The organism is Microbacterium aquilitoris (genome assembly GCF_031932285.1).
Lineage (GTDB): Bacteria > Actinomycetota > Actinomycetes > Actinomycetales > Microbacteriaceae > Microbacterium > Microbacterium aquilitoris.
On record NZ_JAUZVT010000003.1, the window covers coordinates 111,988 to 131,290 of the forward strand.

The following is a 19,303-nucleotide window of genomic DNA, read 5'->3' on the forward strand; positions in this document are numbered from 1 at the left end:
AGACGCCTGCGACTCACTCACCCGCGGATCATATCCAGCGCGGAAGTCGGCTACGTAAACTACCGGAGGCCGCCGAACCTGATTCCCGGTTCTGTGCGAGTCCGGTCGTGGTAGAGTCATTCTTTGGTGCCTGCGCCCTGCTGGCCTCGCACCGCGAACGTGAGCCCTCCACTGGCGTGTTCGACCGGCATCCCGAGCGAACCACCCCGGAGTGGGATTCACGAACTCCTCCGTTCGAATCTATGAAAGCAGCACTACTGTGACGCGCACTTACACGCCCAAGGCTGGTGAGATCACCCGCGAGTGGGTGGTCATCGACGCATCCGACGTCGTCCTCGGCCGCCTCGCCTCGCACGCTGCCACGCTCCTGCGCGGCAAGCACAAGCCCACGTTCGCGAACCACGTCGACACCGGCGACTTCGTGATCATCATCAACGCCGACAAGGTGGCCCTCACCGGCCAGAAGCTCGAGCAGAAGAAGGCCTACCGCCACTCGGGTTACCCGGGCGGCCTCAAGTCGGTCACCTACGCCGAGCTCCTCGAGAAGAACTCGGTTCGCGCTGTGGAGAAGGCCGTCCGCGGCATGCTCCCCAAGAACAGCCTGGGTCGTCAGCAGCTGACGAAGCTGAAGGTCTACCGCGGTGCTGAGCACCCCCACGCTGCCCAGCAGCCCACCACGTACACCTTCGACCAGGTCGCCCAGTAAGCGCCGCCGAGAAGAACAAGGATTATCTGATGGCGAAGATCGCTGACTCCCTCGACCAGACCCCCGAGAACTACTCGACCGAGACCCCGGCCGCCGCTGAGGCTGCCCCGGTCCGTCCCGTCCTCTCCGTCCCCGGTGCCGCTGTCGGCCGCCGCAAGCAGGCCATCGCCCGCGTGCGTCTCGTCCCCGGCTCGGGCACCATCACGGTGAACGGCCGCACGATCGAGGACTACTTCCCCAACAAGCTGCACCAGCAGCTGATCAACGACCCGTTCACGGTCCTCGGCCTCGCCGGTGGCTACGACGTGATCGCCCGCATTTCGGGTGGTGGCCCCTCGGGCCAGGCCGGCGCCCTGCGCCTCGGCATCGCGCGGTCGCTGAACCAGATCGACGAAGAGAACAACCGCCCGACCCTCAAGAAGGCCGGCTTCCTCTCCCGTGACGCTCGCGTCAAGGAGCGCAAGAAGGCTGGTCTCAAGAAGGCGCGTAAGGCTCCTCAGTACTCGAAGCGTTAATCCTTCGATGGCACTGTTCGGGACCGACGGTGTGCGGGGCCTCGCAAACGGCCCCCTCACCGCCGATCTCGCGCTCACCCTGGCCCAGGCGACCGCTGTCGTCCTGGGCCAGGGTCGTATCGCGAACGCACGCAAAGCCGCCGGCAAGCGCCTCACCGCTGTCGTCGCGCGCGACCCCCGGGTGTCGGGCCACTTCCTGAGCGCGGCCGTCGCCGCAGGTCTCGCCTCGTCCGGCGTTGACGTGCTCGACGCCGGCGTTCTGCCGACCCCGGCCGCCGCCTTCCTCGTCGGCGACATCGACGCCGACTTCGGCGTCATGATCTCGGCCTCGCACAACCCGGCGCCCGACAACGGCATCAAGATCTTCGCGCGCGGCGGCGTCAAGCTGCCCGACGTCGTCGAACAGCGCATCGAAGAAGCGATGACCGGCCCGAAGCTCGCCCCCACCGGGGGAGCGGTCGGCCGCATCAGCCGCTTCGCCGACGCCGAAGACCGCTACGTCGTGCACCTGCTCGCGTCGCTGCGCACCAGCCTGCGCGGCCTGCACGTCGTCCTCGACTGCGCCCACGGCGCCGCATCCGGCGTCTCGCCCGAGACCTTCCGCGATGCCGGAGCCAAGGTCACCGTCATCGGCGCCGACCCCAACGGCCTCAACATCAACGAAGGCCTCGGCTCCACCCACCTCGACGTGCTCGTCGCCGAAGTGCTCCGCACCGGCGCCGACCTCGGCATCGCCCATGACGGCGACGCTGACCGCTGCCTCGCCGTCGACGCCGACGGCCGCATCATTGACGGCGACCAGATCATGGCGATCCTCGCCGTGTCGATGAAACAACGCGGACTGCTGCACGACGACACCCTCGTCGCGACCGTGATGAGCAACCTCGGGTTGCACCGCGCGATGGCGGCCAACGGCATCCACCTCGAAACCACCGCTGTCGGCGACCGCTACGTCCTCGAGCGTATGAACGAAGGCGGCTACTCGCTCGGCGGTGAGCAGAGCGGCCACGTCATCATGAGCGAGTACGCCACCACCGGTGACGGTGTGCTCACGGGCCTGCACCTCGCCGCGGAGGTTGCGCGTCAGCGCAAGCCGCTGTCAGAGCTCGCGAAGGTCATGACCGTCTTCCCGCAGGTGCTCATCAACGTGAAGGGCGTCGAACGTTCGCGCTCGACCGACCCCGATGTGCTCGAAGCCGTCGCCGCAGCTGAGGCAGAGCTCGGCGATTCCGGCCGGGTGCTGCTGCGCCCGTCAGGGACCGAACCGCTCGTGCGCGTCATGGTCGAAGCGGCCTCGGAAGAGGACGCACAGCGGGTGGGCGAGCGGCTCGCGGCGGTCGTTCGCGGCTAGGCTCAGCCCGTACTCTCTGCCAAGATCGACGAAGCCACCCGCACCCTCCTGGCGGACCTTCTCAACCGTGACCCGTCGCGCGCGTTCCTCCCGATCGCGACCGCTGGTCCCACGATCTCCTACAGCGCGAACAACGGCCCATCGACCATCACGAGCCCCGTCGAGAAGAACATCGGCGGTGGCAACTTCCCAATCCAAGGTGCTGCCGGATTCCGCGGCGTCACCTCGGGGACCGACTACCGCAACCCCGCGACAGCCGGCGAATACATCAACTCGGCCGTCGTCGGCAATGAGCTGCCCCCGTGCATCCTCACTTTCGACACCGACGCGCCCCTGTTCGAGGTCGTCTACCAGGGCACGTCGAGCCCTGCCTACCGCATAGCCGTCAACGGCGGGTGGGTGACCCCTCTCCCGGGCACGGCTGGTGATGCGGCATCCGGGGCTCAGTTGCGCATGCGTGTCAACTTCGGCACCCGCCGGATGCGTCGCATCACGATCGAGCACGGCGGCGGGTTCGCCATCAAGTCGATCACCACCAGCCCCATCGACACGGTCTCCGCTGTCGCCCTCGCGCCGATCACGTTCGCCGTGGAGGGTGACTCGCACATCGGCTCCGGAGGCATCGACGGCATCGCCCCGACCTGCGCGCGGATGCTCGGCACGGCCATCGTCGTGAACGGCTCCGCCGGCACCGGGTGGCTCAACGACCAGGCCGGAGGTGCTGGAAAGCAGGTCTACGCCGGGTCCGTACGCCTGCCAGCCATCCTCGCGAACAACCCCACCATCCTCGTCTGGTTCGGTGGGGTCAACGACGGCACAACCGGACTGCAAGCCGCGGTCGAGAGCTGGATCGACGCCGTCCACGCGGGCTCCCCGAAGACGATCCCGGTCATCTGCGGGCCCGAAGCCCCACTTAGCACCACCGTCGGGACGAAGTCCGCTCTCTTGCGCGCAGCTGCCGCGGCGAAGGGCACCCGGTACATCGGACATGAGCACAGGCAACGTCTACGCGCCGAGCGGCGCCCTCGTCCGCTCGGGAACGCTGTAAATTACCGGGACCGGGTCGAAGACCGCTCCGACCGGAGACGGCAGCGCCGACATCTACATCGGCTAGGCCCGCCTGCACGCCGGGTCAGCGACCACGCTCGCAGACTTCCCGTCCGGGCTGATCTACCACGGCATCCGTCTCGCCACCGCGCTGCAAGCGCTGATCGCAGGAGGTCTCTGATGGCTGGGTCCCCGTTCCCGTTCTCACCCCTCCGGCGCTCAATGCGACTACTCGCGTGAACAACAACGCCGCGTCGAGCGCACCACCAATGACTGACGCGGTAAGGATCACGTTTCCCGGCCCCGGCGTGTACCTGGTCACGCTCTGCGCCAAGATGCAGGGCAGCCTCGACCACGCCGGGTGGGAGCCGTCGCTCGTCTGCTACTCCGGTGACCGGTCGAACGACACGATCGTCGCGCAGCTGCTGCTGGGAACGGTCGAATGGGCTGCTGGCACAGGGTCATCAACGGGCTGACAGTCTCGGACCCGACGCCCGCAGGAGTCATGACCGCGACTGCGACGTGGAATACCGGCGGCTCATGCCCAGGATGGTTCGACCGGACTGCGACGCCGTTCGCCTCGGTGGCCTGATCGGTCGAAGACGCTAGGCCCGCGCAGCTCGGTTCGGGGTGTGCACGTGGTGATCGCCAGCAGGATGACCAGCCCGACGTATGGGCTGTTCAGGCCGCTGACGGAGAAGCTGTTGGCGACCATCACGCCCGCGATGGTCAGAGTCATCCACCCGCTCGCGCCGCTCTTCTTCAGGGTGTAGAACGTCACGATCACGGCGAGGAGTAGACCGAAGATCCCGGCGTCGAAGACCACTCGCAGAATGAAGGCGTGGAGGATGACGGAGTAGCACGAGCCGTCTTCGGTCGACGCGAAGAGGTTCACGTAGAACGCGAGCGAGTTGCACCCGTTGGAGCTCAGAGCGGTGAGCGGCGGGGTTCCGAACAGCCAGGTGAGGATGTCCCAGTCGCGGGTCTCTGCCAGGAAGACGGTGAGGAAGTTGAGTCTGTCGATGCCCGCGACGAGCGCGCGGCTCTCGAAGACCTGAGCGACAAAATAGATGATGACGGGCACGCTCAGCCCGATGAAGTAGCGGCGTAGCAGGCCAGCGCCCTTCGCCTGGCTCACGGCGTAGACCACGGCGATCGCGAACACGATTGCCCCGCTGCGCGAGCCGGAGACGACGACGACAGCGGCGAGAAGCGCGATCGTCCAGAAACGCGCGCGACCCGACAGCTCCCGGTAGATGATGATTAGCAGCCCGGAGAAGAGAGCCAGTTCGAAGTTGTTCTCGATGAGCAACCCCGACCGAGCGGTGGGCCCGAACGTCACGATCGTGAGTAGCGACTTCGCGAGCGACATGGCCAAGAGCAGCCACGTCACGCGCTTGAGCCCGACCAGAGACCCCCACCGACGCCCGACGGCGAAGGCGAACGCGATCAAGTAGAGCACCCAGCGGTAAGCCTGCAGAAAGTCGACCATGGGCGCCTCGGCCACGAGAGCGGGGACGACCCTCATTAGTAGATAGCCGACCAAGAAGAACAGCAGCACGATCGGGTACGTCCTGCCCCGCGCGATAGACACGAGGATGAAGAGGATGATCCAGGCATCTAGCAAGGTGCCGACCGGGATCGGCGAGTATCCACCAATGACGGGAATGCTGGCGAGTGCTCCGACCAGCAAAATCGCGTAAAGCGCTACCCGCATGAACCTGGGGACGGCTCGCGGATCGGTCTTCAGGAGTGTCCGCGTCACCACGCGAAGCGCCAGGCGAGTCGCGAGATCCAGTCCATGCGCGCGAGCATACCGGACGCCTGTTTCCGGCCCTGTCGCCTCCGCCCGAACGAACGCATAAGTAGTAGGCCCGGACGACGACGCCGAGCGGCGATCGCGATAACTCATCCTGACGAAGCTTGTTCTCACGGCCAAGGCCTGTCCATCAGCGCCGTCGAGACTCGTGAACGCACTCAGCTTCGGTCAGCCCGAACGACAGGTTTGTCTCCGCTGACCGCGGCTCGCCGCAGTCGTCCGCGGCTGACCGGCATCCCTACTTCCAGGTGTGCACCGGCTCGTTCGTGTGCATCGCCTGCTGGTACTCGAGCAGGGTGGCGCGCAATGCGTCGAAGCGTTCCATGCCCTCGCGGGCGCGCATCTTGCGGGCGAACCACTCCGCACCATTCGTCTTCGTCACGCACCGTTGCTCGATGATGCCGAGGTACCGCTCGCGTTCCTCGTCAGAGACACCCCACGCCGCGAGACCTTCGTGTGCGAGCGGCAGCAGGGTGTCCCGCACCAGCTCGGTCGCCGGCACCCGGCCGACGCCCGGCCACGACAGTCGAGCGTCGATGCCCAGGCGCGCGGCCGACTGGAAGTTCTCCCGCGCGGTGCCGAACGACATCTGAGACCACACCGGGCGCTCGCTCTCGGCCAGCGCGCGCACGAGACCGAAGTAGAAGGCGGCGTTCGCCACGGTGTCGGCCACCGTCGGACCGGCGGCGAGGATGCGGTTCTCCACCCGCAGGTGCGGCACGCCGTCGGCCACGTCGTACACGGGACGGTTCCAGCGGTACACCGTGCCGTTGTGCAACTTCAGCTCGGCCAGCGACGGCACCCCGCCCGACTCGAGCACCTCGAGCGGATCCTCATCGTCGATGATCGGCAGCAGCGCCGGAAAGTAGCGCACGTTCTCTTCGAAGAGGTCGAACACCGACGTGATCCACCGCTCGCCGAACCACACCCGCGGCCGCACGCCCTGCGCCTTCAGCTCCTCGCTGCGGGTGTCGGTCGCCTGCTCGAACAGAGCGATGCGCGTCTCGCGCCACAACTCGCGCCCCAACAGGTACGGCGAGTTCGCCGCCAGCGCGAGCTGCGCGCCGGCGATCGCCTGCGACGCATTCCAATACGCCGCGAACTCCGCGGGCGCCGTCTGCACGTGGAACTGCGTGCTCGTGCACGCCGCCTCGGGAACGATCGAATCCGCCGTCGTGTCCAGCTGCTCCTGACCCGCGATCGAGATGACGATGTCCTCACCGCGCGCGTCGAGCACCTGCTCGTTCAGCATGCTGTACCGGGGGTCGGCGCTCAGCGCACTACGACTCATGTGCCGATCGGCCAGGGTCGGCAGGATGCCGATCATCATCAGATGCGCACCCTGCTCCGACGCGCGCTCCTCGGCGTCGTTCAGCTGTTGCCGCATCCCGCTCTCGAACGTGCTCAGGCCGCCGCTGCGCAACCGCGCCGGCGGGACGTTGATCTCCACGTTGAACCGGCCGAGCTCGCTCACGAACGCCGGATCCGGGATCGCACGCAGCACCTGCTCGTTGCGCATCGCCGGGTCGCCGACCTCGTCGACGAGGTTCAGTTCGAGCTCGAGACCCGTCATCGGGTCATCCGCCTCGAACCGCGACTCACTCAGCATCCGTTCGAAAACGTCGAGATTCTGACGGATCTTTTCGCGATGACGGGTGCGATCGGCCCCGGTGATCTCCTGCGACTCGACTGTTTCTCCCACCCCGCCACCCTAGGTCGGCACCGGGCGCGCACCCCGGGCGGTTGACAAGCCCGGCATCGTGCCGAAACTCCACGCGACTAACCCATCGCATGCGAAAGCACCACCCCCTCACCTGTCGACCACACCAGACGTAGCGTCGGGGAACCCGGGGCGCACCGATCCCGGGAACGATCGACGGAAGGACCAGATCATGGGACTCGACGACAAGATCAAGAACGCCGCCCAGGACCTCACCGGCAAGGGCAAGGAGGGCGCCGGCAAGGCGACCGACAACGAGAACCTCGAAGCCGAAGGCCACAAGGACCAGGCTTCTGCCAACCTCAAGCAGGCCGGCGAGAACGTCAAGGACGCGTTCAAGTAAGCCATCACACCGAACGCCCGGGCCCCTCGTGGACCCGGGCGTTCGTCGTGTCACCAGGGGGCGCGAAGGGCGTTCACGTACACTTCACTCGACGTTCCCCCGACGTCGACGCCTGCTCTTCTCGTCGTGCACGGCCGTCGACGGACGCCCCAGGAGACCCATGAAACGGCTGACATCGCTCGACGGTCTGCGCGGTCTGGCCGCGCTCATCGTGCTGGTGCACCACATCATGCTGACGTTCCCGCTGTTCGCCGAGCCCTACCTCGAGGGACGAGCGGCGAACGGACTTCCCGAGCTCCTGTCGTACACCCCCCTGCACACTCTGTGGGACGGCCAGGGCGCCGTCGTCATCTTCTTCGTCCTCAGCGGCGTCGTGCTCACCCTTCCCGTGCTCAAGCAGGGCCGCGACTTCTCGTGGGTCGGGTACTACCCGCAGCGCCTGCTGCGCCTCTACCTGCCGGTGTGGGGCGCGATCATCCTCTACCTCGGCTGGGTGCTGATCATCCCGCGCACCACCGCGATGGAGAGCGCCTGGCTGGGCATCACCGACAAAGCCGTCAGCCCCGAAGCCCTGTGGGGCGACGCGACCCTGCTGTTCGGCACCGGCGACCTCGTCAGCCCGCTGTGGTCGCTGCAGTGGGAGATCGCCTTCTCGTTCCTGCTGCCCGTCTTCGTCTTCCTCGGGGTGCGGTTCGCCCGCTACAACTGGATCCTCGCCGTCGCGGCCGTCATCGGGATCGCCGTCTCGAGCAGCCTCGGCAATCGCGCCCTCGTCTACCTGCCCATGTTCCTCATCGGCGTCGTCATCGCCACGTGGCTGCCCACCATCCGAAAGTGGCAGCCCAGCCGCGGCACCCAGGCGCTCCTGCTGCTCAGCGCGCCGATCCTGCTCATCTTCCCGTGGCTCATCCGCCCCTTCGAGATGCTCCGCCCCCTCGTGAAGCCGTTCGACGCGGTGACGACCATCGGCGCCACCATCGCCGTCATCGCCGCGATCGTCGTTCCGATCTTCCGGCGCTTCCTCGAAAGCCGCGCCATGCAGTGGTTCGGGCTCATCTCCTTCAGCCTCTACCTCGTCCACGAGCCCGTCGTCATTTCGATGGCCCACCTGTTCGGCGACCAGAACCTGCGCATCGCCGGCCTCGTCAGCGTCGTCATATCGATCCCGCTCTCGTGGGTCTTCTTCAAGGTCGTCGAGATCCCCAGTCACAAGCTCTCGCGCCGAGTCGGCGACTTCGTCCGCTCCCGCACCAAGAAGCGCCCGCAGCCGCACGCCCCGATCGCCCCCGACATCCAAGCGCACCAGGCCTGACCCGCCGCTAGACTGTCGCCGGGCCGACAGGCCCCTCTGGGGAGAGAAGCATGAAGGCTGGGCGGGTACCCGAACTCGCTGTGCATCAACGAGTCGGTCTCGGCGTCCACGTGTGGTGGGATGCCGTCACCAGTCGCGCCTTCTTCACGCGCCCCGCGCTCTGGATCAGCCTCATCGTCTGCCTCACCGTGATGGCGCCGTTCCAGTACATCTCCGCTCCCTCGGGGTACGTCGGGGTCGAGGTCGTAGCCGCGATCGCCTGGGCGCTGCTCGTCGCCGTGCTCATCCCGGTGGCCCTCGTCGAGCGCCGCCTGCCGCGCGCGGCGCACCGCGGCATCCTCGTCCTCACCGCAGTCGTCCTCATCGCGGCCGCCCGGCCCTTCGTCCACGAAAGCGCGTACGTCCTCGTGTACGGCGGCGTCTTCGACCTGACCGGCATGACGGCGCGGATCGTCTCGAACGTCGCCGTCTGGCTCGCCGGCCTGTCGATCATCGCGATGACCTCCCGCTCGATCGAGCTGACCCGCGGCAGTCGCCGGCGTCTCACCGCCGCCATCGCCGCGCTCACCGCCGGCCGCCGCCGGCTCGCGCGGTTCGAATCCGAGAATCGCGAACTGCTCGGCCCCGTCATCTCCGACCTCCGCCATCGTCGCGACGAGATGCTCGCCGGCGACATCGACTTCACGGCCGTCCGCGACTACGCCGACGAGGTCCGTACGGCCAGCCACCGGTTCGAGGAGCGCGCCGGGCTCGACCTGCGCGTCATCCCGACCGACGATGACCACGAGACCGTCCAGCCCCCGCGGTCGGCCCTCACGATGCTGCGACCCGCGCCGTACTTCGTCACCGGCTTCGTGTTCCTGCTCGGTGCGATCCCGTACACGCACCTCGTCGCGGGACCCTGGGTCGCGTTGGCGGCGATCCTCGTCGGCATCCCCGTGACCCTGGGCGCCGACCTCGCCGTCCGGGTGCTCGCCCGGGGGAGGACGAGCGCCCGACGCGGGTGGATCCTCGTCGCGGTCTGGTTCGTGACCGGGATCGTCATGACGGTCGTCGCGCGCCTGCTCATCGGCACCAACGAGCCCACCCTGCTCGTCCCTGTCGCGTCGCTGCCCCTCGTTGCGTTGGCGCTCGCCGCGTGCACCGACGCGATCGCGCGAGCCGCCGACACCGCGCACCGCCTCGAAGTGGTGCTCGCGATGGTCGCCCGCACCCTCACCGCCAAGACCGCGTCGGCTCGCCGGCCCCTGCGGAACGCCGCGCACGTCCTCCACGGCCGCATCCAGGGCCGCTGCGTCCTGCTGGCCGCCGCCGCCGACGAAGACGAGGCGACGCCCGAGGTCGTGCAATCGTTCCGTCGAGAGACGGATGCCGCCTTCGACTCCGTCCTCGCTTTCATCGCCGAAGTCGACTCCGCCGCCCTCGAGGGTTCGGTCCAGAGCGCCCACGAAGACCTGTTCGAGCTCGTGGCGACCTGGCGGTCGGTCCTCGACGTCTCGAGCGAGATCTCGCCCGCCGCCGCGGCCGCGCTCGACGACCCGGCGCTGTCGCGTCGCGTCGCGACCATCGTCAACGAAGGCTTCGTCAACGCGATCAAGCACTCCATCGCCAAGAAGGTGTGGGTAGAGATCGACGTCGACGGCGACACGCTCATCGTCCGCACGTGGTCGACGGGGGTGCTCGACCGCACGCCCGCCGTCGGACCCGAGCTGCGCGGCATCAGCGTGCTCGGTGTCGGCGCGCGCATCTACCAGCGTGGCGACGCCGTCGTCCTCGAAGTGCCCGTGCCGCTGCGCCCCGAGCGCGAGGCCAGCCCCGCGCCGATCATCGCGCTGCCCCGCCGCGCGTGGTGGGCGCGTCGCGCCCCGCGCGCGTCGCGCGTCGGCTGACGTGTCGCGCGCCGGCTGGCGTCAGTACTCGAGCAGCGCGGCGATGACGAGGATGATCGCCCCCAGGGCGACCACGATGAGAGCGGCATACGCCCACCACCGCAGCCCGGGAGGGTTCGGGGCGGAGCGCTGACGTGAACGGCGGTGCGACGAACGACCCGACATCGGTTTCCTCCCCAGGGCGACAGCGCGAGAGCGCTCAGGCCTTCCGTTCGGCGCCGTTGACGAGGACCTGCGGCCCACCGTAGTGGATGCGTGTATCGGCGGGATGACGCGGTGTTGGTGGGTGTCCCCCGCTTCTGCCATGCTGAGCGCGAGGAGCCCGACGGCGGGGTCCCGGGGAAGTCGGGCGCTGGGGTGCTCGAGGGGGAGTACACGCATGCGCAGTCGGCGCCGTCTTTTCGCGCGCGGATCGGCCGTCCTGGCCGTCTGGGCGATCCTGGTGGGCGGGCTCGCGTCCGCTCCCGCTGCCATCGCGGCCGAGCCCGCGGCATCCGCCACCGCCGAGCGCACCGTCGTGGTCGACCCGTCCGGCACGGTCGTTGCCTCCGCTGATGACGCCGCGCCGACGACGGATGCCGGTGCCCCCGCCGACCCGAGGCGCGACGACCGCGCCCGTCCCGGCGACGCGAAGAAGAGCGCGGCGAGCCTCCGCGCCGAGAACAAGCTGGCGACCTCGGGCACGGCATCCATCTCGGGAACGGTCACCGACACAGCGAAGGCCCCCCTCAAGGGAATCACCGTCACGCTGTACCAGGACTTCGGGGACGACGGATCGAGCCCCGCGGGCGACACCACGACGAATGCCGCCGGTGCCTTCACGTTCGCGAAGCTGCCCGCCGGGCGGTTCACGCTGCGCTTCACCGACGAGGCCGGCAATCACGTCGGTCAGTGGTTCGGTGGCGCCGAGAGCCTGTGGGGAGAGCCGGTCTGGTTCGCCGTCGCGCCCGGTGCGAAAGTCACCGGAAAGAACGCGCGGCTCGCGCTCGGCAGCAGCATCGCCGGATCGGTGCGCGGTCCCGACAACGTCGCCGTCGCGGATGCGTTCGTCCAGCTCTTCATGTGGAACGCGGAGTGGGCGGATTGGGAGGATGTCGGTGGGACGTCCACCGACTCCCACGGCGCCTATCGGCTCACCGGCCTCCGCGCGGGGAAGTACACCCTGTACGTGCAGAGCGCATTCGGCTCCGACCTGCAATCGGAATGGTGGAACGACGCGACCTCGCAGAAGGCGGCGACCCGGATCGCCGTCAGCGCCGGAAAGTCCATCACCGGGCTGCGCACCACCCTGGCCCTCGGTGCCTCGCTGGCAGGACGCGTCACGACCAGCACGGGCGCTGCGGTCTCGGCGTCCATCACGATCTACCAGCGCGTCAACGGACAGTGGGAGTACGTCGACTCGCCGTGGGTCGCCGACGACGGTACCTTCCGCGCCAGCGGGCTCAGCGCCGGCGACTACACGTTCTCGGTCGAGCCCGACCCGTCATCCGGTCTGACCGTCACGTGGTGGGGAGGAGGGCACCGCGAGAAGGACGCCAAAGTCATCACGCTGGCCGACGGCGCTGCCAAGAAGGGCCTGAACCTCGTCCTCACCTCGGGAGCAACGCTCTCGGGCACGGTGACCGGCGGTGGCAAAGCCCTCGCCGGTGCCACTGTGGCGCTCTACTCGGCGTCGAAGACCAGCGCCGACGACTCCGAATGGGTGGCCGAGACGACCACCGGGGCCGACGGTCGGTACCGGCTCGTCGGCATCCGAGCCGGCACGTACACGCTCCACTACGAGCCGCCCACCGGAACCAACCTGATGGGCGAGTGGTGGAAGGATGCCGCCAGCGCCGAGACGGCGACCCGCGTCGACATCGCGAAGAGCGGCGCGCGGACCGGGTTCGACGCCACGCTCAGCCTCGGCTCGAAGATCGAGGGCGTCGTCCGCGGCGACGGCGGCAAGGCTGTGGCAGCGAACGTCGCGCTCTACAGCGTGGAACGATCCGCTGAAGAGGGCACCGTCCGCCAGGAGGTCGCCTCGTTCGCGACCCGGGCCAACGGAACGTTCTCGTTCGGAGGCCTCGCGGCAGGCACGTACACGCTCCGGACCTCGGTCGAGAAGGGCACCTACGCGACCGAATGGTGGGACGACCGCGGCTCCGAATACACGGCCAAGACGATCACGCTCGGGACGAAGAAGAGCGTCACCGGACTCGTCGTCACCCTGGCGCGCGCTGCCGTGCTGGGCGGTGTGGTGACCGATGAGAGCGGGGACCCCGTGGCATCCGCCACCGTGGACGTCTTCGTCGGAACGGACCGCGAATTCCTCACTCAGGCGACGGCAGACGGCGACGGACGTTGGCGGGTGGGCGGGTTGCGCGCCGGCACCTACACCCTGCACACGCAGGCTCCCGAGGGGAGCGGCCTGGTGCCGCAGTACTGGCGAGGCGCACTGGAGTGGGAGGACGCGAGCGGGGTGAAGCTCTCGAGCGGTCAGTCCCGCACCGACCTCGACGTCGAGCTGCGTCTCGGCGGGACGATCTCGGGCGCCGTCACCGGTCCCGGCGGTCGCGCGGTCGCGGGGGTGACGGTGCGCGCGCTCCAGTGGGTCGACGGCGGGTGGTCGTCGGCCACCGAAACCACGACCGACCGTGCCGGCCGGTACGTCCTCGCGGGACTGCCCGGAGGGCGGTACACGGTCGAGTTCGCCACGGACAACGACAGTGAACTCGGCGCCCAGTGGTGGAAGGGCGCCTGGCGTCAAGCCGAGGCGACCACCTTCGAGGTCGCCTACGGAGCGAACATCACCGGAATCGATGCGCGTCTGGTCACCGGCGCGACCATCGGCGGTAGGGTCACGAACGCGCAGGGCGCCCCCGTTGCCGACGTCAGCGTCAGCGTGGGAGTCGGCAACAGTCGGCGGTGGGCGCAGACCGACAAGAAGGGTGTCTGGCGGATCACCCAGCTCGACGCCGGCAGGTACACGCTCTTCTTCGAACGTCCCGAGGGCAAGAACCTCGTATCGGAGTGGTGGAAGAACGCGGCGACCGAGGCAGCCTCGACGCCGATCCAGGTGAAGGCAGCCTCCCGCACCCTCACCTTCAACGCCTCACTGGATGCCGGCAGCACGATCATCGGCAAGGTCACGGACGCCAAGGGTGCAGGAGTCAGCTCGGTGCGCGTCGTCTACACCTCGCGCCCCTCGAGCCAGCCGGCGAACGAGAACGAGGTCGAGACCAGGCCCGACGGGACCTATCGGATCGACGGTCTGCGCGCCGGCTCGTACGACGTCGAGTTCCGCCCGTCGGATGACGTGAACCTCGTCGGCGAGTGGTGGCGCGACGCGGTCGATCGCAGCGCGGCGACCGCGGTCGTGGTCGGGACGAAATCCACCGTGAAGGGGATCGATGCATCCCTCGCCGCAGGCGGTGCACTCTCGGGTCGGGTCATCGATGCCGACGGCAAGCCGCTGGCGGAGGCCGTCGTCTTCGTCGTCAACCCCGACACGCGCCGCTGGTCGGATGCCACGACATCGCGGAACGGGACGTGGACCATCCGCTCGCTGCCCGCGGGTACCTACCGGGTGCAGTACCTCGCACCCTACGGTGTCAACGCGGTCGGCCAGTGGTGGAAGGGCGCGACGACGATCGACGCCGCGGCCACCGTGACTGTGGCGGACGGCAAGACGGTGCGTGGACTCGACGCCCGGCTCGCCCGCGGCGGCACGATCAGGGGCGTCGTGACGGGACCCGGCGGTGCACCGGTTGCCGATGCCGAGATCGCCGTGTCCCGCGGCGGTGAGATCATCGCTTGGGCCCAGACGAATGCCGGCGGCTCGTACGTGGTCACGGGACTCGAAGACGCGACCTACACGCTTCGCGTCCGCCCCGCCCCCGGATCCGACTTGGCCGAGCGCTGGTGGAAGGCGAAAGCTCCCGGCGCGAAGCCCACCACGCTGAAGATCGCGAAAGCGAACGAGATCCGTGACATCGACGTCGCCCTGGTGCCGGGCGCGAAGATCACGGGCACGCTCCGCGCCGCGTCGGGCACACCGCTCGCCGGCGCGTACGTCGAGGCCTATCGACAGGGTGACGGCGACGGGGAGCGGGTGGCCGAGGCGAGCACCGACACGGCCGGCTCCTACACGCTGCCGGGGTTGGCCGCCGGCACGTACGCGGTGAAGTTCACGTACGAGGACGGCACCGACTCGCGGGTCGTCTGGTGGGGCCGAAAGCCGACCGCCGAGACCGCCCGGACGATCACGGTGACGAAGGCCGTCGCGATGCCCGGCCACAACGCCACGCTGCCGCGCGGGCTCGACTCCGGGACGCTCGTCCTCTCGGGCGCACCGCGCGTGGGGTCAACCTTGACGGCGGCGACGGCGTCGTGGCCGAAGGGGACGCACTTCCTGTACCGGTGGTGGGTCGGCGACGATCGCGTCGACACCGCGACCGGGCGGACCCTGAAGCTCACCGCCGCGCACCGCGGATCGTCGGTCACCCTCGAGGTCGTCGCATGGGGGACGGGCACCAGTGCGGTCGAGCGGATGGTGTGGATGGACGAACCGATCCGCTGACCGCCCGCCGACCCCGCGTCAGCGGGCGGCGAGCATGAGGTCGGCGGTCCGCAGCGCGAGCGCCATCTGGGTCAACGCCGGGTTCGCCGTGAGCGCGCTCGGGAACGTCGAGTTGTCGCAGATCCAGAGGTTGTCGACCTCGTGGGACCGACCGGACGCGTCCACGACGCTGTCCTCGGGATCCGCGCCCATTCGCGCTGTGCCGAGCGTGTGGCACGAGCGCTGCAGCACTCGCGTGCTCCGCGCGCCCGCAGCGCGCAGGATCCGCTCCATCACCGCGACGCCGTGCCGGTCGATGGCCCGCTCGTTGTCACCCTGCGAGAACGTGACCTCGGCCCGCGGCATCCCGTCTTCGGCGAGCTCATCGCTGAGGGTCAGGGCGTTGCGGTCGTCGGGCAGGCACTCGCCGTTCATGCCGACGCCCGCGCTGAAGGGGTACTCGCTCATGGCCGACATGAGGTCATCGCCCCACAGGCCCGCCCCGCGGACGAGCTGCGTGCCGAAGTTGAGCGGCATCACGCCGAGGCTCTGCAGCAGGTAGCCGCCGACGAAATCGGCGTCCTCGGGACGCACGAAGTCCTCGCTGATGATCGACGACGGGTACCCGCGGTAGCCCCGGATCGGCTCGTCGAATGTGCCCCACACCTGCACCCCGCCGTGCGCCATGAACCCGCGGCCCACGACGCCGTTCGCGTTGCCGATGCCTGTGTGCAGCAGCAGGCGAGGCGTCTCGACACCGCCCGCCGCGAGCACGAGGGCCGCACACCGCTGCCGGTGGTCGGTGCCGCCGGAGCGGTAGACGACCGCGGTGACCTTGCCTGAGGCATCCCGTTCGATCCCGTGGACGAACGCGCCGGCGCGCACCTCGGCTCCGGCGGCCACGGCGGCCGGCAGGTAGGTGTTCGCCGTCGTCGCCTTCGCGCCGAAGCGATCGCCCTGGTGGATGTCACCGTTGTCGAGCGTCGCCGAGCGGAGGCCATGGTGCGGCTGGTCTCGGTCGCGGGTGAGGATCGCCGCCGGGCCGTCGGTCGCGGTGATGCCGAGGGCCTCGCAGCCGCGGATCATCACGTCGGACGAGCCGTTCCGCCGCACCGGAGGGTACGCGTACGAGCGAGCCGGGTCCCACGGGTAGTGCGCAGGGCCACTCACACCGATGTCGGATTCGACCCGTTCGATGTAGCGGATCAGCTCGGCGTGATCGATCGGCCAGTCGCGTCCCTGACCCGTGTCGGTGCGTAGGCGCAGGTCGCGGGCGTCGGGACGCGGCGTGAACGCTCCCCAGTGCAGAGTGCTGCCGCCCACGCCGAAGCCGCTGTTGTTCGGGCCGAACGCCGTCGGGTCGTCGCCGCCGCTCAGGCGCTCCGACATCCAGTTGATCTTCGTGGACTCCAGCTCGTCCGGCGTGAACTCGCTCGGCGAGAAGTCCGGTCCGGCCTCCAGAGCCACGACCCGCAGACCCGCCTCGGCGAGACGCGCGAGCAGGGGAGCGCCGCCGGCACCCGTCCCCACCACGACGACGTCGACGACCTCGTTCAGATCGAACCTCTGCATGCCCGGGTGATCTGTCACCCGGCGATGATCGCCGGTCACGCGGCATCCTCCACCACTGTCTGGCCGAGCTCGCTCGGCTCCCATGTCTCTCGTTCGCCCGTCGCGATGGTCGCCCACCCCGCCGGACGCGGGCCGGTCCCACCGACCGCGAAGCCGTCGAACCCGATGCGCGCCAGCGACGCCGGGTGCGCCAACCACATGCGCAGCAGGTCGTTGCGTGCATCCTCGAACCACGACCGGATGCCGTCGGTACCGAGGCCCGCCGCGTCGATTCCGTCGGTGATCAGCCGCACGATCAGGCTCCGCTGCTCAGTCACCTCGCTCGGCCACACGGCGGCGATCGCGTCGAGCCCCAGGCCGTAGGCGACCGGGTCGGCGGGGGAGCCCACCGGGCGCCAGCCGTCGGTGCCGCCCTCGGCGAGCATGTCGTCGATGCGGACGGCGAGGTCGATCGTCCCGCCCTCGCCCTGCGGCACGAGGAGCGCCGCGAGCGCGCGGAGCGTCTCGACCTGCGCACGGTTCAGTGTGCGGGGGGCGCGGTCGCGGTCGTCCACGAGAGCCCGCTGCGCGAGCGTCCGTCGTACCGCGACGTCGACGCGCGACGACGCGATGACACGTCCCCACTCCGTCGGCACCACGGGAGCCGCGGCGCGGATCGCCTGCCACGTTTCGGCGAGCACCGCGGCGACCCGCTCGGGAGCCTCGTACGGCAGCAGATGGCCGACACCCGGCATCCGCTCGACGCGGGCACGCGGGTACACATCGGCCACGATATCGGGCTGAGCGTCGGCTCCGAGAGCCTCGTCGTCGTCACCCGCGAGCACCACGACGGGCAGGTCGAGCACGCCCACGAGGCGCGTCGCGTCCTCGAGGCTGCCCGCGGTCAGCCAGTCACGCCAGGCGGATGCCGGCTGGCGCACGACGGCATCGATCGCCGCGTCGCGCAGATCGGCGGCGAGCGGGGCGGCGATGTTCGCGGCGACGAAAGCCTCGGCATCCGCTCGCGACAGGTGCTCGCCCTGCGCGGTCGCGAGCATCTCGGCGCGCTTGTCGTCGGGCATCGGCTCGGGAGTCGGGGGAGAGGGGGCCAGCAGGACCGCGCCCACCAGCCCGAACACCGGCTCGGTGCCGGCGAGAACGCGCGTCATGACACGGGCGGCGACCTTGCCGCCGAGGCTGTGCCCGCACACGAGGAACGGGCCACCGTCGGCCTCGGCCGCGATCCGCTCGAGCGCCGTGTCGGCGAGATCGTCGACGGATGCCGCGCGCCCCCGGTCGAGCAGGTCGATCCCCACGACGCGCAGCCGCGGATCCGCCGCGGCGGCGATCGCGCTCGCCGAGGAGGCATCCAGCCCCAGTCCCGGAAGGACGAAGACGGTGCACTCGTGAGGGTGGTTCGCAGCGCTCAGCACGCGTCAACCCTAGGAACGTGGATCGTCGGGACCGACTGCTTGCGCACCGGTCGAGGAGATGCGATGATCGCGCGCTCCACTGCCCCGGCACTGCACTGCACTGCACCGCCGACGCTGCTCCCGCAAGGGGGTGAAGGGATGCCGCCTCCCGACCTACCGTGGCGGGATGACCGACCAGTACACGTTCGACAACCCCGTCACGCGCTACGCACGGGTGGAGCCGCCGGTGCAGCACCAGCCCGAGCCCGGCATCCAGGCACGGATGACCCCGGTCCCCGACCTGGGTGAGAGCACCTACCGCGGCACGGGACGTCTGCAGGGACGCAAGGCACTGGTCACCGGTGGCGACTCGGGCATCGGAGCGGCGGCGGCGATCGCGTTCGCCCGCGAAGGCGCAGACGTCGTCATCGTCCACCTCCCCGACGAGCAGGAGGACGCCGACCACGTCCTGCAGGTCATCGCCGACGCCGGCGTCCGCGGGCACTCGATCGCGGCCGACCTCACCGACCGCGCGCAGTGCCGCGAACTCGTCGCCGAGGCGGCGGAGTTCCTCGGCGGCATCGACATCCTCGTCAGCAACGCCGGCAAGCAGGTCGCCGTCGAGCGGATCGAGGACCTCTCCGACGAGCAGTTCAGCGAAACGTTCGAGACGAACGTGTTCGCCTTCTTCTGGATCGTGAAGGCCGCCCTCGTCCATATGCCCGCCGGTGCATCCATCATCAGCACGGCGTCGCTCGAGGCCTACAAGCCCGCACCCGACCGCCTCGACTACGCCGCGACCAAGGCGGCGGTCAACAACCTGTCGAAGGGTCTCGCACAGCAGCTGGCGCCCCGCGGCATCCGCGTCAACGTCGTCGCGCCCGGCCCGGTCTGGTCGGCGCTGCAGGTGAGCGACGGCGTCTCGGACGAGCAGATGCGCGCGTTCGACGAGGAGAACGAGTACAAGCGCGCCGGCCAGCCCGCCGAGATCGCTCCCGCGTTCGTGTTCCTCGCGTCGGCCGAATCGAGCTACGTCTCGGGCGAGACCCTCAACGTCAACGGCGGCATGGTCACGCCCTGACCGTCAGTCCGGCCGCG

15 protein-coding genes are annotated in these 19,303 nt (G+C 69.3%); 9 read left to right on the forward strand and 6 right to left on the reverse strand.

All coding sequences use genetic code 11. The features are described from left to right. The first annotated feature begins 259 nt into the window (after window positions 1-259). From rplM to glmM, 3 genes are read left to right on the forward strand one after another with little or no spacing between them, the layout of a single operon-like run. Window positions 260-706, forward strand: coding sequence for a 50S ribosomal protein L13 (rplM, locus tag Q9S78_RS14070; protein ID WP_018187296.1), 447 nt, complete (start codon window positions 260-262; stop codon window positions 704-706). A gap of 29 nt (window positions 707-735) precedes the next feature. After that, complete coding sequence (rpsI, locus tag Q9S78_RS14075; RefSeq protein ID WP_020098671.1) at window positions 736-1,221, forward strand: 30S ribosomal protein S9; 486 nt, start codon at window positions 736-738, stop codon at window positions 1,219-1,221. A 7-nt stretch (window positions 1,222-1,228) separates the two neighbouring features. After that, the gene (glmM, locus tag Q9S78_RS14080) at window positions 1,229-2,572 is read left to right on the forward strand and encodes a phosphoglucosamine mutase (RefSeq protein WP_311859670.1); all 1,344 of its coding nucleotides are present in this window, start codon (window positions 1,229-1,231) and stop codon (window positions 2,570-2,572) included. A gap of 443 nt (window positions 2,573-3,015) precedes the next feature. On the opposite strand, the gene Q9S78_RS14085 is transcribed toward glmM, so the two are convergent. Continuing rightward, window positions 3,016-3,240 carry a hypothetical protein gene (locus Q9S78_RS14085; RefSeq protein ID WP_311870817.1) on the reverse strand — a complete coding sequence of 75 codons (225 nt, stop codon included), beginning with the start codon at window positions 3,238-3,240 and terminating at the stop codon, window positions 3,016-3,018. Between the two features lie 615 nt (window positions 3,241-3,855). On the opposite strand from Q9S78_RS14085, the gene Q9S78_RS14090 reads away from it, so the two are divergent. After that, a complete protein-coding gene (locus Q9S78_RS14090) occupies window positions 3,856-4,095 on the forward strand; it encodes a hypothetical protein (RefSeq protein ID WP_311870818.1) in 240 nt (79 codons plus the stop codon). A 62-nt stretch (window positions 4,096-4,157) separates the two neighbouring features. Here the strand turns inward: Q9S78_RS14090 and Q9S78_RS14095 are convergent, their stop codons facing one another. Further along, window positions 4,158-5,384, reverse strand: a complete 1,227-nt coding sequence (locus Q9S78_RS14095) for a hypothetical protein (RefSeq protein ID WP_311859663.1) — start codon at window positions 5,382-5,384, stop codon at window positions 4,158-4,160. A 292-nt stretch (window positions 5,385-5,676) separates the two neighbouring features. Continuing rightward, window positions 5,677-7,140 carry a glutamate-cysteine ligase family protein gene (locus Q9S78_RS14100; protein WP_311870820.1) on the reverse strand — a complete coding sequence of 488 codons (1,464 nt, stop codon included), beginning with the start codon at window positions 7,138-7,140 and terminating at the stop codon, window positions 5,677-5,679. 190 nt (window positions 7,141-7,330) lie between these two features. Here Q9S78_RS14100 and Q9S78_RS14105 point away from each other — a divergent pair, with 190 nt between their 5' ends. The 3 genes from Q9S78_RS14105 to Q9S78_RS14115 all read left to right on the forward strand — a co-directional run bounded on the left by Q9S78_RS14105 (window position 7,331) and on the right by Q9S78_RS14115 (window position 10,702). After that, window positions 7,331-7,501 (forward strand): CsbD family protein, encoded by a 171-nt coding sequence (locus Q9S78_RS14105; protein WP_018187284.1) that lies wholly within the window; start codon window positions 7,331-7,333, stop codon window positions 7,499-7,501. 160 nt (window positions 7,502-7,661) lie between these two features. Then, window positions 7,662-8,813 carry an acyltransferase family protein gene (locus Q9S78_RS14110; RefSeq protein ID WP_311870822.1) on the forward strand — a complete coding sequence of 384 codons (1,152 nt, stop codon included), beginning with the start codon at window positions 7,662-7,664 and terminating at the stop codon, window positions 8,811-8,813. A gap of 80 nt (window positions 8,814-8,893) precedes the next feature. Next, window positions 8,894-10,702: a hypothetical protein gene (locus Q9S78_RS14115; RefSeq protein WP_311870824.1), complete on the forward strand. Its 1,809-nt coding sequence runs from the start codon at window positions 8,894-8,896 to the stop codon at window positions 10,700-10,702. Between the two features lie 21 nt (window positions 10,703-10,723). On the opposite strand, the gene Q9S78_RS14120 is transcribed toward Q9S78_RS14115, so the two are convergent. Then, a complete protein-coding gene (locus tag Q9S78_RS14120; RefSeq protein ID WP_311870825.1) occupies window positions 10,724-10,867 on the reverse strand; it encodes a hypothetical protein in 144 nt (47 codons plus the stop codon). 214 nt (window positions 10,868-11,081) lie between these two features. Here Q9S78_RS14120 and Q9S78_RS14125 point away from each other — a divergent pair, with 214 nt between their 5' ends. Then, window positions 11,082-15,263 (forward strand): carboxypeptidase regulatory-like domain-containing protein, encoded by a 4,182-nt coding sequence (locus tag Q9S78_RS14125; RefSeq protein WP_311870826.1) that lies wholly within the window; start codon window positions 11,082-11,084, stop codon window positions 15,261-15,263. A gap of 18 nt (window positions 15,264-15,281) precedes the next feature. On the opposite strand, the gene Q9S78_RS14130 is transcribed toward Q9S78_RS14125, so the two are convergent. Both Q9S78_RS14130 and Q9S78_RS14135 read right to left on the reverse strand, forming a co-directional pair. Continuing rightward, entirely contained in the window at window positions 15,282-16,832 is a 1,551-nt protein-coding gene (locus tag Q9S78_RS14130) for a GMC family oxidoreductase (protein ID WP_311870828.1), read from the reverse strand. Window positions 16,833-16,849: 17 nt separating this feature from the next. Then, window positions 16,850-18,226 carry an alpha/beta fold hydrolase gene (locus Q9S78_RS14135; RefSeq protein ID WP_311870830.1) on the reverse strand — a complete coding sequence of 459 codons (1,377 nt, stop codon included), beginning with the start codon at window positions 18,224-18,226 and terminating at the stop codon, window positions 16,850-16,852. 166 nt (window positions 18,227-18,392) lie between these two features. On the opposite strand from Q9S78_RS14135, the gene Q9S78_RS14140 reads away from it, so the two are divergent. Then, entirely contained in the window at window positions 18,393-19,286 is an 894-nt protein-coding gene (locus Q9S78_RS14140) for an SDR family oxidoreductase (RefSeq protein ID WP_116227444.1), read from the forward strand. Window positions 19,287-19,303: the final 17 nt, after the last annotated feature.